The sequence below is a fragment of the Streptomyces sp. NBC_01808 genome (assembly GCF_035917395.1).
Taxonomy (GTDB): Bacteria; Actinomycetota; Actinomycetes; order Streptomycetales; family Streptomycetaceae; genus Streptomyces.
Genome location: NZ_CP109072.1, coordinates 5,260,965 through 5,277,300 on the forward strand (window position 1 = coordinate 5,260,965; position 16,336 = coordinate 5,277,300).

Below are 16,336 nucleotides of genomic sequence, written 5' to 3' on the forward strand. Positions count from 1 at the left end.
CGGCCGGATGGTGATCTTCGGTGCGGAGCCCTCTCAGCCGACCAGCCGGCGGCGCCAGTCGAGCCCCGTGACGGGTATCGACCGGCCCGGATCGCCGTCCCACTCCGTCCGCAGACCGGCATCCCCGAGGGCGGCGACCACCTCGTGCCCGACGGCCGCGGTCGTCTCGGACGAGCCGTCGAAGCCGCCGTAGTAGAGGGTCAGCCAGCCGTCCGCCGCCGCGGACTCCGACGACTGGTGGATGGAGTAGACGAAGCCGCGCGCGTCCGGCTCGCCCGCCCCGCCTATCTCGGCGTTGCCGCAACTGCGGCAGCAGGCGAAGTGCTCACGGACGGTGATGCCCGACTCCCGCAGGGTCGCGAAGGCGCGGGTGAGCCGCTCGGGGTCCGTCTCGCCCCGCCAGCCGGCCTGCTCGGCGACCCGCTCCAGCCACAGCCGGTCCGCCAGCGCCCTGGCCTGCGGGGCGGAGACCGGCCTGCGGTCCCCGGTGACGAGGAACTCCTCGGCGCACTCGGCCAGTTCGGCACGGGTCGCGTACCCCGCGGCCAGCATCTGACGGACCCGCCGCTCCAGCTCCGTACGCTCCCCTTCGCCGAGGTGGAGCGGCGGCACCTCGGGCGCGGGGGTGATGTCCGCGCGGGACCAGGACAGCCCCGCCTCCCAGCCGGCCTCCTCGCGGGCCCAGCCGGTCAGCGCCGCGATCACGGCCCCGGGACCTTCGGCCGTCGCGGCGAAGTGCCGGTCGCCGCCGCCGTCGCGGTGCTCCACCTCGTAGTCCCCGCCGGCGTCGTGCCAGACCTGGGCGAAGACGTCGGGCAGGTCGGGGATCCGCTGGAGCACGAGGAAGTGGTCGCCGGCGCCGCCGATCCGGCCGACCAGCCCCGCCAACTCCGCCGCGGACACGCGCACATGCCGCTCCCCGCGCTCCGTCTTCACCACGATCCCGAGCATGCGGACACTGTGGCACACGCCACTGACACCGGCCCCCGCACGGCCGCCGACACCGCCCCCGCGCGCCGGAAACGCTCAGGCCGCGGGCTCGCCCACGGTGTTCTCCGGCGCCCGCAGCGCGTCGTCGGTGCAGCGGTACGTGTACGGCGGGTCCCCCGCGTCCGGCCCCGCCAGCACCGCCGTACGCTCCTCGCCCGCCGCGTACGTGCACACGAGCTGGGCCAGCATCGGCGACCCCAGCCCCTGCGGATCCCGGCTCAGCCGCACCGTGCCCGCCGGATCCCCGGACGGCCCGTCCACCACCCGGAGCCCGGAGACCGCGGTCGAGTAGCCGGCCTGCTTCTCGTCCTCGCCCGGCTCCCGCTCCAGCTCCGCCAGCAGCCGCGCCGCCAGCTCCGTACCCGCCAGGTCGTCGGGGACGTTCCGGGGCACCGGCGCCAACTGCGTACCGCACACGAGATACACCGCCCGCACCGTCTCGCCGCCTGCCGACCTCGCCGCCGGGGACGACCCGCCCGGCGCGCACTCCGCCCGCGACGGCGCGCTGCCGGCGTCCACCGGCACGGACGTGGGCCGGATCCCGCACCCGGTGGCCAGCACCGCGACGGCGACCGCGGCGACCGCCGCCAGGGCGGAGAAGACCCGCCGGTTCGAGGCTGCCGCCCTCACTCGTCCTCCTGCTCCAGGGCCTCCGCCGCCGCAGACGAGTCCCGCGGCAGCCGCAGCGTGAACACCGCACCGCCCGCCGGGTCGTTGGCCGCGGTGATCGTACCGCCGTGGATCCGGGCGCTCTCCACCGCGATGGACAGCCCGAGGCCGCTGCCGTCGGAGCGCGGGCGCGCGGTGTCCGCCTTGTAGAAGCGGTCGAAGACGTGCGGCAGCACCTCGGCGGGGATGCCGGGCCCCTTGTCCTTGACCTCGATGACCAGATCGCCGGCGCCGGGCGCGTCCGCCGTGGTGCGCACCGACACCCGCACGGGGGAGCCGCCGTGCTTGAGCGCGTTGCCGATGAGGTTGGCGAGGATCACGTCCAGGCGCCGCGGGTCGAGCCGCGCGACGATGCCGCGGTCGGCGTCCAGCTCCACCGCGTCCAGCCAGGCGCGGGCGTCGATGCAGGCGGTGACCTGGTCGGCGACGTCCACGTCGTCGAGTACGAGCCGGGCGGTGCCCGCGTCGAAGCGGGTCACCTCCATCAGGTTCTCCACCAGGTCGTTGAGCCGCCGGGTCTCCTGCACCACGAGCTGCACCGCGGGCGCGATCATCGGGTCCAGGTTCTCCTGCTCCTCCTCCAGCACCTCGGAGACCGCGGTCATCGCGGTCAGCGGCGTGCGCAGCTCGTGCGACATGTCCGCCACGAACCGCCGGCTGGACTTCTCCCGCTCGCTCAGCTCCTCCACCCGCTGCTGGAGCCGCTCCGCGGTCTGGTTGAACGTCCGTGACAGGTCGGCCAGTTCGTCGGTGCCCGTCACCCGCAGCCGGGTGTCGAGCTTGCCCTCGCCGAGCCGCCGCGCCGCGTCGCCGAGCCGCTGTACGGGCCGCAGCACGGTGGACGCGGCGCCCTGCGCGAGCAGCGCGGAGCCGATGAGGGACAGTCCTGTGGCGATGCCCAGCGACCAGGCCAGCGAGTTGAGGTCCCGGCGCTCGGAGTCCAGGGACTTGAACATGTAGCCGGTCCAGTCGGTGCCGATCACCCGGGCGCCGCCGACGAGATACGGCGTGCCGTCCATCGTCACCCGCTGCCAGTACAGGTGGTACGGCCACTTGCCGTCGTCGCGCCGCTGGTCGACCGCCGTCTTCAGCGTCTTCGGCACGTCGTGCAGGGTGAACGACGGGTCGGAGCGCTCCACGCAGCCGGGCTCGTCGCCGCTGCCCCCGCTGCCGGAGATGAGTATGACGTCGAAGTTCTGGGTGGTGCTCGACAGCCGCCGCGCGGCCTTGGCCAGGTCCGTACAGCCGGCCCGCAGGTCCAGCTCGCCGCCCTCGTCCTGCAGCGACTCCCGGAAGTCCTTGAGCGAGGCGTCCTGGGTGCGGGTGAGCACCGAGTCCCGGTTGAGCCAGTACGCGATGCCTGCGACCGACACCGCCGAGACCAGGGCCACCAGCGCGAACACGATGACCAGACGCAGTCGCAGGCTGATCCAGCGCAGCAGCCCCGCCGCCCAGCCGCGTACGAGCCCCTGCCGCCCCTGCGCGTCGGCGGGGCCCGGACTCACGAGGGCGGATCCAGCCGGTAGCCCACGCCGCGTACGGTTTTGATCAGTGTCGGCGCGGACGGCACGTCCTCGACCTTCGCGCGCAGCCGCTGTACGCAGGCGTCGACCAGCCGGGAGTCGCCCAGGTAGTCGTGCTCCCAGACCAGCTGCAGCAACTGCTGGCGCGACAGCGCCTGGCCGGGCCGGCGGCTCAGCTCCAGCAGCAACCGCAGCTCCGTCGGCGTCAGTTGCAGATGCTCGCCGTCCTTGGTGACGGTCATCGCGGAGCGGTCGATGACGACGTTGCCGAAGGTCGCCGAGTCGGTGGTCTCCCGCTCGCCGCGGCGCAGCACCGCGCGGATCCGGGCGTCCAGCACCCGGCCCTGCACGGGCTTGACGACGTAGTCGTCGGCGCCCGACTCCAGCCCGACCACCACGTCGATGTCGTCGCTGCGCGCGGTCAGCAGGATGATCGGCAACTGGTCGGTGCGGCGGATGCGCCGGCACACCTCGAAGCCGTCGATGCCCGGCAGCATCACATCCAGCACGATCAGGTCGGGCCGCTGCTCGCGCAGCAGCTTGAGCCCGTCCTCACCGGTCGCCGCGGTGGTCACGCGGTGGCCCTGGCGGGAGAGGGACATCTCCAGCGCGGTGCGGATGGCGTCGTCGTCCTCGATCAGCAACAGAGAAGGCACGCGGGTCATTCTGGCAGGGCGCGCCGGAAGGGGCGAGTTCGCCGTCATCACGGCCTCCTGAAGGGCCCGTGTAAGGGGCCCAACCCCTGTTGCACGCCTGTGACAGTCGACGGACAGCGCGATGAAGTCGGGACGACAGGATTCTGGGCGTCGGGCAAGCCCGGCACGGCAGGACCGACCGAAGCAGACTCCACCGACGGGGGGCGTGAGATGAACGCACTGCACGACAGCACCACCAGCGCAGCGGTTCACACACGCCTGCACGCCACGGGGGGAAGTGCTGAGGGGATGACTCCCGCCCGCGCCTCGCGCGGTGCGGGGGAGTCCGGTGCCGCAACCGCGCGGGGGTGCGGTCGCGGCGCCGGGCGTCGTCCTCCTTACATGGTCGCGATCGCGGGCAGCACGGGCCCCGGGGGGACCGGCGTCATGCCGGCGGGGACCGGACCGGCCGCGGACCCGGGGGGGAACGCCGGGGGGGACACCAGGGGGGACGACGGGGGGAAGAAGGCGTACGGAGAGGTGCCGGGGGAAACGGTCGGCACACAGGCCGGGGCCGCCGCGGAGGCTGACAGCACCGCGGCGTTCACCGCCTACGTGGCCGAGCGGCGCGCCTCTCTGTACGCCACCGCCTACCACCTGACCGGCGACCGGTTCGAGGCGGAGGACCTGCTGCAGAGCGCGCTGTTCTCCACCTACCGGGCCTGGGACCGGATCAGCGACAAGGCCGCGGTGGGGGGCTACCTCCGCCGCACCATGACGAACCTGCACATCAGCGCCTGGCGCCGGCGCAAGCTCGCGGAGTACCCGACCGAGGAACTCCCGGAGGCGCCGGGGGAGTCGGACGCCATGCGCGGCACGGAGCTGCGCACGGTGCTCTGGCAGGCGCTGGCGCGGCTGCCCGAGATGCAGCGCACGATGCTCGTGCTGCGTTACTACGAGGGCAGGACCGACCCGGAGATCGCCGACGTACTGGGGATCAGCGTGGGGACCGTCAAGAGCAGCATCTGGCGCTCGCTGCGCCGGCTCCGCGACGACGAGGCGCTGAGCTTCGGGCGGGACCGGGAGGAGTCGTTCGAGGAGCTCGTGGCCTGAGGGGGCCGATGACCGGGGATGGGGGGACCCCGGGCCGCGAGAGGGAAAAACGGGGGAAATCGGGGGATAACGGGGGGACCGGGGGAACGGGGGAGGACCGCGAGACCGTACGGGGCCGGGGGGCTCGTCAGGACTCGGGGGGAACGGGGGATACGGGGGACGAGCCGGGGCCGGGCGCGCGGGGGGTGCGCCCGGCCCCGGCTCTTGTGGACTCCGTATTGGGGCCATGGCGCCCTGTATGATGACGCGCATGACCATCAACATGACTTTCTCGCTCCCCGACGAAGTGGCGGCCTACCTCAAGGCCGGGCCGAACGCCTCCGCGACGGTCGCAGCCGCAATAAGGCGGCAGATGCTTGAGGACGCGCTCGCAGGGCTACCGCGCCGTGAGCAGGCCGACCCGTTCCTCCGGGCGTCGGGCGACGCGTTCATGAGCGCCGAGACCCAGCGGTGAAGCGCGGGCACGTCTTCGAACTGACGCAGGGCGGCGGCGTCCGGCGCGTCCTGGTGGTCTCCGACGACCTGGTCAACGAGCGTCTGGGAATCGCCACCTGTGTCGAAGTGCAGGGGCCAGGCGGCGCAGCCCCCTCGATCCTGGTCACCGTGCTGACGGAGCCGGTCAAGGGGGTGGTCGTCGTCGACGCGTACGCCACCTTCGCCGCCCGCTACTTCACCACCGATCTGGGGCCGGTCGGCCCGCGTGACATGGAGGCAGTCGAGACGGGCATCCGGACTGTGCTCGCCCTCTGAGCTCTCCCGTCAATACGCCGAGCCGCTCACGCCCAGGCTGCCCGTCGGGTGCCAGACCGTCTTCGTCTCCAGGAACGCCGTCAGCCGGCCCGTCCCCGGGTCCGCCGTCCAGTCGTACGGCGGCCGCGGGCGCAGCACCCGCTTCAGGTTGTCCGCCGCCGCGACCTCCAGCTCCCGCGCCAGCTCCGCGTCCGCGCCCGTCAGGTCGATGGCGTTGACGTCCTGGTGCGCGGCCAGCGTCGGCGCGATCTCCGCGGTACGCCCCGAGAGCACGTTGACCACACCCCCCGGCACGTCCGACGTGGCCAGCACCTCCGCCAGCGACAGCGCCGGCAGCGGCCGCTCCTCCGCGGCGACGACCACCGCCGCGTTGCCCGTGGCGATCACCGGCGCCAGCACCGACACCAGCCCCAGCAGCGCCGACTCCTGCGGCGCCACGACGGCGACGACGCCCGTCGGCTCCGGCGCGGAGAGGTTGAAGTACGGCCCGGCGACCGGGTTTCCGCCGCCGGCGACCTGGGCGATCTTGTCGGTCCAGCCCGCGTACCAGAGCCAGCGGTCGATCGCCGCGTCCACCTGCGCCGCCGACTTGGCCTTCGACAGGCCCTCGGCGTCGGCGACCTCCGCGACGTACTGCTCGCGCCGCCCCTGGAGCATCTCCGCCACCCGGTAGAGCACCTGGCCGCGGTTGTACGCCGTGGCGCCCGACCAGCCGGCGACGGCCTTGCGCGCGGCGACCACCGCGTCGCGGGCGTCCTTGCGGGAGGCGCGGGGCGCGTTGGCGAGCCAGCGGCCCTTCGCGTCGGTCACCTCGTACACCCGCCCGCTCTCCGAGCGGGGGAACTTCCCGCCCACGTACAGCTTGTAGGTCTTGAGGACCGACAGCCTCGCATCCGCCTGTGTCATCGCAGGTACGCCTCCAGCCCGTGGCGGCCGCCCTCGCGGCCGAAGCCCGACTCCTTGTAGCCGCCGAACGGCGAGGTCGGATCGAACTTGTTGAACGTGTTCGCCCACACGACGCCCGCCCGCAGCCGGTCGGCCACCGCCAGGATCCGCGAGCCCTTCTCCGTCCACACCCCTGCGGACAGCCCGTACGGCGTGTTGTTGGCCTTCGCGACCGCCTCCGCGGGGGTACGGAACGTCAGCACCGACAGCACCGGGCCGAAGATCTCCTCGCGCGCGATGCGGTGCGCCTGCGTGACGCCGGTGAAGAGCGTCGGCGCGAACCAGTAGCCGCTGCCGGGCAGTTCGCACGGCGCCGTCCAGCGCTCCGCGCCCTCCGCGTCGCCGGCGTCCGCCAGCTCCGTGATCCGGGCGAGCTGCTCGGCGGAGTTGATGGCGCCGATGTCGGTGTTCTTGTCCAGCGGGTCGCCCAGCCGCAGCGTGCCGAGCCGCCGCTTCAGCGACTCCAGCAGCTCGTCGGCCACCGACTCCTGCACCAGCAGCCGGGAGCCCGCGCAGCAGACCTGGCCCTGGTTGAAGAAGATGCCGCCGACGATGCCCTCGACGGCCTGGTCGATCGGCGCGTCGTCGAAGACGATGTTGGCGCCCTTGCCGCCCAGCTCCAGCGTGAGCCGCTTGTCCGTGCCGGCGACCGACCTGGCGATCTCCTTGCCGACGGCCGTGGAGCCGGTGAACGCGACCTTGTCGACGTCCGGGTGCGCGACGAGCGCGGCGCCCGCGTCCCCGTAGCCCGGCAGGATGTTGACCACCCCGCGGGGCAGTCCTGCCTGGCGGCAGATGTCGGCGAAGAACAGCGCGGACAGCGGCGTGGTCTCCGCGGGCTTGAGCACCACGGTGTTGCCGCAGGCCAGCGCCGGGGCGATCTTCCACGCGAGCATCAGCAGCGGGAAGTTCCACGGGATGACCTGGCCCGCGACGCCCAGCGGCTTCGGCTCGGGGCCGAAGCCCGCGTAGCCGAGCTTGTCCGCCCAGCCGGCGTAGTAGAAGAAGTGCGCGGCGACCAGCGGCAGGTCGGCGTCCCGGGTCTCGCGGATCGGCTTGCCGTTGTCCAGCGTCTCCAGCACCGCCAGCTCGCGCGAGCGCTCCTGGATGATGCGGGCGATACGGAACAGGTACTTGCCGCGCTCCGCGCCCGGCAGCGCCGACCAGGAGGTGAACGCCCGCCGGGCGGCGGCGACCGCCCGCTCGACGTCCGCCTCGCCGGCCCGCGCGACCTCGGAGAGCACCTCCTCGGTCGCCGGGGCGACGGACTTGAAGACCTTGCCGTCGGCGGCCTCGGCGAACTCGCCGTCGACGAACAGGCCGTAGCTGGGCGCGATGTCGACGACCGAGCGGGACTCGGGCGCGGGCGCGTAGGCGAAGAGCTTGTGTTCAGCGGTCATGCGGCTCGGACCCCCTCTAGTCCACGGTCACGTAGTCGGGGCCGGAGTAGCGGCCGGTGCGCAGCTTCTGCCGCTGCATGAGCAGGTCGTTGAGCAGGCTGGAGGCGCCGAAGCGGAACCAGCGGTTGTCCAGCCAGTCGTCCCCGGCGGTCTCGTTGACCAGCACCAGGAACTTCACCGCGTCCTTGGCCGTGCGGATGCCCCCCGCGGGCTTCACGCCGACCTGCACGCCGGTGGCCGCGCGGTAGTCCCGGACGGCTTCGAGCAGGACCAGGGTGTTGGCGGGCGTGGCGTTCACGCCGACCTTGCCGGTCGAGGTCTTGATGAAGTCGGCGCCTGCCAGCATGCCGAGCCAGCTCGCCCGGCGGATGTTGTCGTACGTGGACAGCTCGCCGGTCTCGAAGATCACCTTCAGCCGGGCGCCGGCGGCGGCCTGCCGCACCGCGCGGATCTGCTCGTAGACCTCCAGATAGCGGCCGGCGAGGAACGCGCCGCGGTCGATGACCATGTCGATCTCGTCGGCGCCCGCGGCCAGCGCCGCCCGGGTGTCGGCGAGCTTCACCTCAAGCGCCGCCCGCCCGGAGGGGAAGGCGGTGGCCACCGAGGCGACCTTGACGCCCGAGCCGGCCAGCGCCTCGGCGGCGACGCCGGCCAGGTCCGGGTAGACGCAGACGGCCGCGACCTCGGGCGTCGTACGGTCCGTGGGGTCGGGGGTACGCGCCTTGGCGCACAGCGCGCGCACCTTGCCGGGGGTGTCGGAGCCCTCCAGCGTGGTCAGGTCGATCATCGAGACCGCCAGGTCCAGCGCGTACGCCTTGGCGGTGGTCTTGATGGAGCGGGTGCCCAGGGCGGCGGCGCGGGCCTCCAGGCCGACCGGGTCGACGCCGGGCAGACCGTGCAGGAAGCGGCGGAGCGCGCCGTCGGAGGCCGTCACGTCCGCGAGGGACGCCGGCGGGCCCGCGGCTGCGGTGGGTATGCGGGGCATGGTCACCACACGAGCATATCTACCCGCGTAGCGTCCCGGGAGTGGGCATTGCGGTCCCGGCGGATCGATGCGGGACCGCAATCCCGGCGCGACGTCCGGATTCCGGAGCCGTCGGGCACAATCGGCGGCATGAGCAAGGACACCCCGGACACCCGGCCGAAATACGCCGACCGCGCCTACCGCTCCGTCTCCGGCATCGCCGCCGGCGTGCTGCTGCTCGTCCTCGGCGGCTGGCTCGGCGCGGACGCGCTGGTCCGCGGCAGCGGGCAGGCGCGGGCGATCGCGGTGGCCGCGCTGGTCGCCGGGGTGCCGATGGTGGTGTCGCTGACGCTGCGTCCCGTGGTGTACGCGGGCGAGGAGCGGCTGCGGATTCGCAACCCGTTCCGCACGATCGTGGTGCCGTGGGGCCGGGTCGAGGAGATCCGCGCGGGCTACTCCAGCGAGGTCGTCACCGAGGACGCCAAGTACCAGATGTGGGCCATCCCCGTCTCGCTGCGCGCCCGCAAGCGGGCCAACCGCCGCAGGGACCGCGCGGCCGGCGGCGGCGGGCTCTTCAGCCCGTCCAGCCGCCCGGCCCTGTCGGATCCGGCGATGCGCCGCCCCGGCGGCACGGGCGCCGCGGACCTGGACCCCTCGGCGGGCGACCTGACGCCGACGGCCGACAAGTCGATCCGCGAGCTGCGCGAGCTGGCGCACACGTACGCCGACCGCGAGGGCGCGCAGGGCCCGGTCTCGGTGCGCTGGGCGTACGAGATCCTGGGCCCCGCGATCGCGGGCGGCCTGGCCCTGATCATCGCCATCGCCGTCGGCTGAACCCGCCGGCCGGCCGCGCCCCGCTCGTCTCGCGTGGCGGCGCGCCGGCTCATCCGGGCCGGATCGCGCTGTGGATCGGCATGCTGTAGATCGACTCGGACCGGACCACGGCGCCCGGGCGCGGGGCGTGGATCATGTGGCCGCCGCCGGTGTAGAGGCCGACGTGGCTGATGTCGTCGAAGAAGAAGACCAGGTCGCCCGGGCGCAGTTCGGCTACGGGCACGGAGGTGCCGGCGGTGACCTGGTCCCAGGTCACGCGGGGGATCTCCACCCCGGCCGCCCGCCACGCGGCCTGCGTGAGACCTGAGCAGTCCCACGTGTCGGGCCCGGTGGCGCCCCACACGTACGGCTCGCCCACCTGCGCCTCGGCGAAGGCGATGGCGGCCTCCGCCCCTTCGGAAACGGGCCCGTCCCCGGCGGGTGCGGTGGCCTCCCCGGTGATGGTCCCCTCCGCCCGCTCCTGCCGCGTCTCCTCCTGCTGCTCCCGCAGTCGGCGCTCCTCGGCCGCCTCCCGCCGGGCGTGCTCACGGGCCCGCCGCTCGGCCTCGGCGCGCTCCGCGCGCTCCAGCTTGTCGAACTCCTCGCGCTCGCGGTCGCTCAGCTCCGCCTTCAACTGCCGGGCCTCGGCGAGCTTGGCCCGCAACTTCTTCTCCTGCTCGCGCAGCGACGCCTCGCGGTCCTTCAGCTTGTCCATGGCCGCGCCGGCCGCCTTGCTGCGCTTACGGGCCTCCTGCTGCCGCGCGGTGAACCGGTCCAGCGCGTGCTGCTGCCGCGCGGACAGCCGGCTCAGCAGGTGCCGGGTGTCGGCGTACCTCTGCGGGTCCTCGGCGAGCAGCAGAACGGCGGCCTCCGACAGGCCGGTCGCCCCGGTGCGGTACTGGGTGGTGACGTACCCGGTCAGCGTCCGCCGCGCGTCGTTGACCCGCGCGGTGGCCTGCGCGGCCCGCGCCAGCAGCCGGTCGGTCGCCCGCTGCTGCTCGTCGACCGCCGCCTCCGCCTCGTTGACCCGCCCTCCGGCGACAGCGGCCTGCCGATTCAGCTCGCCCACCCGATCCCGTACGTCGGCAGCCCGCTGCGCGGCATCCTCGGCCCGCTCCCGCTGCTCCTCGACGGCATCGGGACCGCCGGGCTCATCCGCGACGGCGGCCTGCGTCAGCAGGACGGCCGCTATGAGGGAGGAGGCGGCAACGACCGCGGGCCGCCCACGTATCCAAGAACGAATGGCCATCCCCAGCCGCTACCCACCCCGGCCTCGCCCCACGCCTTGCGGTCAGGGGAGCAGGAGGTTGCTCTGCCCGTTCTGGATGCCGCCGGTGAAGGCCCGGTAGTCGTCTTCGGAGAGGATGAGGACCTGGGCTTCGGGGTTGCCGATGTCTTTGGAGTCGCGCAGGGCGACGACGCCGTCGATGAACGCGACCTCCAGGCAGTTCTGCCCACCGCTGCTCAAAGCGCTTTTGGCCCAAGTGGCGTTGGTGAGGTCGGGCTTTATGATCATGTGTAGCGCTCCTTGAGTACCTTGGCGATGTGATCCCGGGAAGCCCGCACGTCAAGGGCCTCGGTTCTGAGGTGGTCGAACCCGCTTTCGTAGCGTGCCAGGTGGCCATCCTCCTCCAGATAAAGGGAGGTTGTCATCGGCTCGACCGCTGCGACTGGTGGACCTGCTGCGAAGTGCAGGAGGTAGAACGCGCCGTCCACCCCGGCGTGGGCGCCCTGATCGAACGTCAGCACCTGCACATCTACGTGCTTGTGCTCCTCCGACACGTTGATCAGGTGCTCAAGCTGGGCTTTCATCACCGCGTTGCCGCCGACGCGCCGCATCAACGCCGCCTCGTCCAGGACGCACCACAGGTGGAGCGGCTTCTCGCGGTTCAAGGCCGTCTGTCGCGCCATGCGCAGGGCGACGAAGTTGTTGATTTCTCGCTGATGCTGCCAAGCGCGACTTCCCTCCACGATCGCCGTTGCATACGCCTCTGTCTGGAGAAGACCTGGGACGATGCTGGCGAACGACTCGCACTTCACGGCCAGTTCCTCAAGCAGGATGTAGTCCGCGAAGGGGTCGGGGATGGCGCTGCGATACTCGTTGAACAGGTTGCTCCGCTTCCCGCTGTTGGCGAGCTTCGCGAGTTCCCTGATGTGCGTGCGGCGGTCGTCTTCGGCGACTTCGTAGACATCGAAGAAGGCGAGTACGGCCGTGGGTGCCACCCGCTGCTTGCCGTTCTCGATCCGGCTCAACGAAGGTGCGCCCGGCAGGTCGAGCTTGTCCGCGGCCTCCGCCAGAGACAGACCGGCGGCCTTCCGTAGGGTTCGCAACTGCATGCCAAGGCGTCGTCGGTGCAGGTTGGGCTCAGCGTCGGTCATCGGTGTACCTCCCTGAGGCCGCAGGCTACCGCTCATCGGAACATCCTCTGCAAGCAATCATCCGATCGTGTCAACCTTGAACGAAGAACTCTTGCGGACAACATTCCTGTCGTGCCACGCTTCGGGCAAGTTACAGAGCGTGGGGGTCCAGCTACTGGTGATCACGAGGGTGGCTGCCCCGGCCCGCGATCCGACTCGGTGTCATGGGCCATGAGTTGAGCCCTGGAGGTACCCCGTGAAGGTCACCGCCGATAACGCCGAAGGCCACTCGGCGCGCGCATGGCGCCTGACCGCCGAGGCGCGCACCATCGAGCGATGGCGCAACGCGGCCGCCGCCGCAACCGCCGACTTCGGCGGGGACGCGGATGCCGTGGCGGTGGTCCGGCTCGGTGTCTCGGAACTCTTAGCCAACGTCGCCGAACACGCCGGGAACAAGACCTGCCGACTCACCGTCCGGGTCGACGAGGGGTGGGTCTACATCCACGTATACGACACCTCCCGCCAGGCGCCCGCGCTGACCACCCCCTCCTGGGACGCGGAGAGCGGACGCGGTCTGTGGCTCCTGAACTCGATGGTGGCCGACTGGGGTTACGAATGCCGGGAGGACGGCAAGGCCGTGTGGTTCCGTGCCCCGCTGACCGCCGCCGCGCAAGAGCGCAAACCGGCTCCCGTGCGAGCGGCGGGCGCGCGGCGGGTGGACTTCGCGACGGTGGCTGTCGATGACAACGTCATCTATCTCGGTCAGAGGCGACGGATCGCGGCGCTGGTCCAGACCCGTACCGGATACGTCGTGCAGTTCGCCGACGCCACTGCCCTTCACGTGGTCTGCCCGCCGGACGTGTGCGAGATCGACGGCTGCACCGTACGCCTCGACGACATCGCGGACGGTGCCTGCTTCTGGTGCGGCACCGCCAGACGCCTGGTCTCCGTGGGCCGCTACGCCACGGCGTCCGGAACCACCCACACCGTCTACGCCTGCACCGGCTGCATCGCCGCCCGAGGGCTGATCCCGCTGGCCTCCCGCGGGGACGTCGACACGAGAATCCGCTACCGGTCGCGAAGCGCACATTGACCACCCGACTCACAGACAGGAAACCCATGTCCCTGGAAGAGCTGGTCCGCCCCGATCTTGCCCGCCAGGAAGCGGAAGAGGCTGCACGCAACCTCGCTCGCCAGGCCGAACGCCTGGGCCTCCCACTGGAAGACATCGAAGTCACCGCCCCCTGCCCCACCTGCCGCCGCAGCGCCTACACCATCCACCTGGGCACCCTCGACCCCGACCAGACCCGCCAGTTGGCCAACGCCCTCCGCGCACTGCAGCGTTCCGCGTCTCCCTCGGAGGGCACATGCTGACGCCACCGGGTCAGCCCACGTCGGCCGTGACAACCAGGGTCCCCAACTTGCCCGGCGCGGGAGCCGCCACGACTCGTGCCTCCGTGGTCTCGAATCCGGCCCGTCGCAGGAGCTGGGTCCACTCCTGCGACCGGTACTGCCAGCGCAGCAGGGTGGCTTCGGGGTGGTCGTCGAGCCAGTGCCCGCGCATCTGCTGCGGGCCGGAGATGCCGGTGGGCTCGGCCTGGGAGAAAACCAGGCGCCCACCGGGCGCGAGGCGCTTGGCGATGAGCTGCAGCAGCAGCTCGGGTTCGGTGAACCACACCGCCCCCCACACGGAGTAGATCGTGTCCCAGGTGCGATCAGCTTCGGTGAGGTACGAGATCACATCGGCATGGACGATCTCCAGGCACGGCAGGTCGTGCCACCACATGCGGGCGCGTTTGACCTGTGCCGGGGAGAGGTCCACTGCGGTGACCGTCACCTGTTGGCGCGCCAGGAAAGCCGCCTCGGCGCATTCGGCGGCGCCCAGGTCGAGAGCGGTGGCCGGGGCGCCGAGAAGTTCGGCGCCGGGGCCGTGTCCGGGGTATTGCGTCCATTCAAAGACGTCGGCAGGTGGGCGCGGCTGGGTCCCTTCGCCCTTGTGGGGTTTGTAGGTGTCCCAGTAGGCGGCGGCGTCCTGGAGCACGGGGCGCGGTGAAGGATGGGGCACAGGGCGTCCTCCGGGGCGTGGGTGTGCTGGCGAGGCGACACCGTACCCGGACGGAGGGCCGGCCCAGGGTGGTATGACCGAACGTGGCACTGCATGTTCGGGCGTGCAGAAGACGGCCCGGTCGCCCCTCCAGGGCGACCGGGCATTCCTCCTGTGATCAGGCGCAGGTCAGTGGCAGTTCTCCCCGGGGCGGCAGGGGCCGCACTTGGCGTAGTCGCGCTCCCACAGCGGCCAGTCGACGTTGAAGCCGTTGTCGAAAATGATCTGCGCGGTGCGCTCCACCGATCCGTCGTACTTGAACTCCAGCTCGGGGATGTGCTCCAGGAACTTGCCGCCGAAGTGCCGATGGCAGAACTCGCGGTAATTCTGGGTGTCCAGGATGAAGGCGTGCACGGCCATGTCGACCAGTCGGCCGCAGCACATCTCCAACTTCTTCCCCCACTTCTCCAGCCGTGATCAGGTACGAGACGGCGGCGTCGAACAGGCGGTTGGCCATCAGCTCGTCGAAAGGCTGGTCACGGACCAGCAGGGCGATCTCGCGGTCCCACACCTTCGGGTCAACGAAGTCGCGTGGGCTGCGGGGGTGGTCGTGCACGGGGCGGTTCGGAATTTCCAGTGTCGTTGCCATCGGGGCGGCCTTTCCAGCTCCAGGGTGATGCGGACGTCTCCATCGCAGCACCGCCGGCGGCCTGCGTCGCCACCGCGTGCAGATGGTGGCATCCGTGTGCACGTCCTGCACGCGATGTCGACGCGCCACCGTGCAAGTGCCTAACGTGGATAGAACGCCTTCGCAGCGCGTGCAGGGGATGCCATGCACACTGAGCACAGCAATTCCTTATGGGACTCCGTGCAGGCCCGCCGCCTGGTCGATCGTCAGGAAGTGGGCCGACTGCTACGGCTGGGCCGCGTCGACCGTGGCTGGAGGCAGGCCGACCTCGGCGCGCGCATCGGCTGTTCCGCCTCCACCGTCTCCCGGCTGGAGAACCACAGCCGCATCCCCGATCTTGCTCTGCTGCGTCAGGCTGCACGCGCGGTCGGCCTGCCGACGCGCGTCCTGGCGAGGGCCCTCGGATTACAGGTTTCTGCCACTACAGTGACGACTCGACAGCAGAGCCGTCCGCTGGAGGACCCGTTGCGTCGCCGCACCCTGCTCGCCGCCACCTCGCTTGCTCCGGCCCACCTGCTTGCCTCCTTCGATGATGCGCTGGCGGCCACCCCCGACGCGACGGGCTCGGCCGTCCCCGCTGGTGTCCGTCTCGCTGAGGCCCAGCGGCTGTACGACACCAGCCGTTACGCCACTCTGATCGAGGCCCTGCCTACCCTGCTCGGTGATCTACACGCCCGGGCCCGCAGCGGCGGTGAACCTGCGCAGGCACGGCTGTCGGCCTGCTACACCCTGGCCACCCACACGCTGTCGAAAATCGGCGCGTACGGACAGGCCCGGCTGAGCGGGGACCGCGCTGCTACCTACGCGGAGCTGTCGGGCTTCCCCCTCGCTCAGGCTGCCGCCGCCCGCTGTCTGGGCATCGTGCTGCGTCACCAGGACCACTCGCACGCCGCGCAACTCCTGACCCGACGGGCAGTCGAGCAGCTGGAGCGCAGTGGGCTCCGGGACCGACCGCACCGCGCCGCCTACGTTCAGATGCTGGCGACTACCGCTTACACCGCCGCTCGTGCCGGCCGACGCGAGGAAGCCCTGACCACCCTGGCCGAGGCCCAGGACGCGTCGCGCGGTCTGCCCGCCCAGGCTCCGGCCGCCAACCTGTCTTCCATCACCCCGGCCGCCGTCGAGCTGTACGCCGTCGGCGTGCACCGGGCGCTGGGCGATTCCGGCGCTGCACTCCAGGCAGGGAAGACCCTGCGTCCGGAGCACTTTCCCACCGCCGAGCGGCGCGGTCGGTTCCACACCGACATGGGAAGGGCCTGGTGGCAGTCGGGCAGGCCCGAGCAGACCGCCCGCGCCCTACTCGCTGCCCACCGCGTAGCACCGGCCGAGGTCCGCAACCGCCCGGCCATCCGGAGCATCGTCACCGATCTCGCTCGGCGTCACCCCCACACGATCGGTGTGAAGGAACTGGCAACTGCTGTCGCCGAACCCGCGTTCTGAAACC

19 protein-coding genes are annotated in these 16,336 nt (G+C 71.8%); 7 read left to right on the forward strand and 12 right to left on the reverse strand.

Annotated elements, in window-relative coordinates:
* Nucleotides 1-33 precede the first annotated feature (33 nt).
* The 4 genes from OG946_RS23445 to OG946_RS23460 all read right to left on the reverse strand — a co-directional run bounded on the left by OG946_RS23445 (nucleotide 34) and on the right by OG946_RS23460 (nucleotide 3,838).
* Nucleotides 34-951, reverse strand: a complete 918-nt coding sequence (locus OG946_RS23445; protein ID WP_326797981.1) for a DUF6891 domain-containing protein — start codon at nucleotides 949-951, stop codon at nucleotides 34-36.
* 75 nt (nucleotides 952-1,026) lie between these two features.
* Entirely contained in the window at nucleotides 1,027-1,551 is a 525-nt protein-coding gene (locus tag OG946_RS23450; RefSeq protein WP_326800348.1) for a hypothetical protein, read from the reverse strand.
* Between the two features lie 65 nt (nucleotides 1,552-1,616).
* On the reverse strand, nucleotides 1,617-3,164 hold the full coding sequence (locus OG946_RS23455) for a HAMP domain-containing sensor histidine kinase (RefSeq protein WP_326797982.1): 1,548 nt from the start codon (nucleotides 3,162-3,164) through the stop codon (nucleotides 1,617-1,619).
* Nucleotides 3,161-3,838 carry a response regulator transcription factor gene (locus tag OG946_RS23460; protein WP_027771656.1) on the reverse strand — a complete coding sequence of 226 codons (678 nt, stop codon included), beginning with the start codon at nucleotides 3,836-3,838 and terminating at the stop codon, nucleotides 3,161-3,163. Before OG946_RS23460 ends, OG946_RS23455 begins: the two co-directional genes overlap by 4 nt.
* A 210-nt stretch (nucleotides 3,839-4,048) precedes the next feature.
* Here OG946_RS23460 and OG946_RS23465 point away from each other — a divergent pair, with 210 nt between their 5' ends.
* From OG946_RS23465 to OG946_RS23475, 3 genes are all read left to right on the forward strand, one after another.
* Nucleotides 4,049-4,930 (forward strand): SigE family RNA polymerase sigma factor, encoded by an 882-nt coding sequence (locus tag OG946_RS23465; RefSeq protein WP_326797983.1) that lies wholly within the window; start codon nucleotides 4,049-4,051, stop codon nucleotides 4,928-4,930.
* Between the two features lie 250 nt (nucleotides 4,931-5,180).
* Nucleotides 5,181-5,384, forward strand: coding sequence for a hypothetical protein (locus OG946_RS23470; protein ID WP_326797984.1), 204 nt, complete (start codon nucleotides 5,181-5,183; stop codon nucleotides 5,382-5,384).
* Nucleotides 5,381-5,680, forward strand: a complete 300-nt coding sequence (locus OG946_RS23475; protein WP_326797985.1) for a type II toxin-antitoxin system PemK/MazF family toxin — start codon at nucleotides 5,381-5,383, stop codon at nucleotides 5,678-5,680. Before OG946_RS23470 ends, OG946_RS23475 begins: the two co-directional genes overlap by 4 nt.
* A gap of 9 nt (nucleotides 5,681-5,689) precedes the next feature.
* Here the strand turns inward: OG946_RS23475 and OG946_RS23480 are convergent, their stop codons facing one another.
* The 3 genes from OG946_RS23480 to deoC are packed head-to-tail and all read right to left on the reverse strand — an operon-like array spanning nucleotide 5,690 to nucleotide 9,010.
* The gene (locus tag OG946_RS23480; RefSeq protein WP_326797986.1) at nucleotides 5,690-6,586 is read right to left on the reverse strand and encodes an aldehyde dehydrogenase family protein; all 897 of its coding nucleotides are present in this window, start codon (nucleotides 6,584-6,586) and stop codon (nucleotides 5,690-5,692) included.
* Complete coding sequence (locus OG946_RS23485) at nucleotides 6,583-8,025, reverse strand: aldehyde dehydrogenase family protein (protein ID WP_326797987.1); 1,443 nt, start codon at nucleotides 8,023-8,025, stop codon at nucleotides 6,583-6,585. Before OG946_RS23485 ends, OG946_RS23480 begins: the two co-directional genes overlap by 4 nt.
* Before the next feature lie 16 nt (nucleotides 8,026-8,041).
* Nucleotides 8,042-9,010, reverse strand: coding sequence for a deoxyribose-phosphate aldolase (gene deoC, locus OG946_RS23490; RefSeq protein ID WP_326800349.1), 969 nt, complete (start codon nucleotides 9,008-9,010; stop codon nucleotides 8,042-8,044).
* Nucleotides 9,011-9,139: 129 nt separating this feature from the next.
* On the opposite strand from deoC, the gene OG946_RS23495 reads away from it, so the two are divergent.
* Nucleotides 9,140-9,823: a PH domain-containing protein gene (locus OG946_RS23495; protein WP_326797988.1), complete on the forward strand. Its 684-nt coding sequence runs from the start codon at nucleotides 9,140-9,142 to the stop codon at nucleotides 9,821-9,823.
* Between the two features lie 49 nt (nucleotides 9,824-9,872).
* Here the strand turns inward: OG946_RS23495 and OG946_RS23500 are convergent, their stop codons facing one another.
* Genes OG946_RS23500 through OG946_RS23510 form a run of 3 tightly spaced genes read right to left on the reverse strand, consistent with a single transcriptional unit; the run spans nucleotide 9,873 to nucleotide 12,181 of the window.
* Nucleotides 9,873-11,051, reverse strand: a complete 1,179-nt coding sequence (locus OG946_RS23500; protein ID WP_326797989.1) for a C40 family peptidase — start codon at nucleotides 11,049-11,051, stop codon at nucleotides 9,873-9,875.
* A gap of 42 nt (nucleotides 11,052-11,093) precedes the next feature.
* Nucleotides 11,094-11,318 carry a DUF397 domain-containing protein gene (locus OG946_RS23505; protein ID WP_326797990.1) on the reverse strand — a complete coding sequence of 75 codons (225 nt, stop codon included), beginning with the start codon at nucleotides 11,316-11,318 and terminating at the stop codon, nucleotides 11,094-11,096.
* Nucleotides 11,315-12,181, reverse strand: a complete 867-nt coding sequence (locus OG946_RS23510; RefSeq protein WP_326797991.1) for a helix-turn-helix domain-containing protein — start codon at nucleotides 12,179-12,181, stop codon at nucleotides 11,315-11,317. The genes OG946_RS23505 and OG946_RS23510 overlap by 4 nt, the downstream gene beginning before the upstream one ends.
* Nucleotides 12,182-12,416: 235 nt before the next feature.
* Here OG946_RS23510 and OG946_RS23515 point away from each other — a divergent pair, with 235 nt between their 5' ends.
* Together OG946_RS23515 and OG946_RS23520 are read left to right on the forward strand one after the other, a co-directional pair.
* Nucleotides 12,417-13,253 carry an ATP-binding protein gene (locus OG946_RS23515; RefSeq protein ID WP_326797992.1) on the forward strand — a complete coding sequence of 279 codons (837 nt, stop codon included), beginning with the start codon at nucleotides 12,417-12,419 and terminating at the stop codon, nucleotides 13,251-13,253.
* Nucleotides 13,254-13,279: 26 nt separating this feature from the next.
* On the forward strand, nucleotides 13,280-13,534 hold the full coding sequence (locus tag OG946_RS23520) for a hypothetical protein (RefSeq protein WP_326797993.1): 255 nt from the start codon (nucleotides 13,280-13,282) through the stop codon (nucleotides 13,532-13,534).
* 10 nt (nucleotides 13,535-13,544) lie between these two features.
* On the opposite strand, the gene OG946_RS23525 is transcribed toward OG946_RS23520, so the two are convergent.
* Together OG946_RS23525 and OG946_RS23530 are read right to left on the reverse strand one after the other, a co-directional pair.
* Complete coding sequence (locus OG946_RS23525; protein ID WP_326797994.1) at nucleotides 13,545-14,201, reverse strand: class I SAM-dependent methyltransferase; 657 nt, start codon at nucleotides 14,199-14,201, stop codon at nucleotides 13,545-13,547.
* 192 nt (nucleotides 14,202-14,393) lie between these two features.
* Nucleotides 14,394-14,648 (reverse strand): hypothetical protein, encoded by a 255-nt coding sequence (locus OG946_RS23530; RefSeq protein WP_326797995.1) that lies wholly within the window; start codon nucleotides 14,646-14,648, stop codon nucleotides 14,394-14,396.
* 388 nt (nucleotides 14,649-15,036) lie between these two features.
* On the opposite strand from OG946_RS23530, the gene OG946_RS23535 reads away from it, so the two are divergent.
* Nucleotides 15,037-16,332 (forward strand): helix-turn-helix domain-containing protein, encoded by a 1,296-nt coding sequence (locus OG946_RS23535; protein WP_326797996.1) that lies wholly within the window; start codon nucleotides 15,037-15,039, stop codon nucleotides 16,330-16,332.
* The last annotated feature ends 4 nt before the right edge of the window (nucleotides 16,333-16,336 follow it).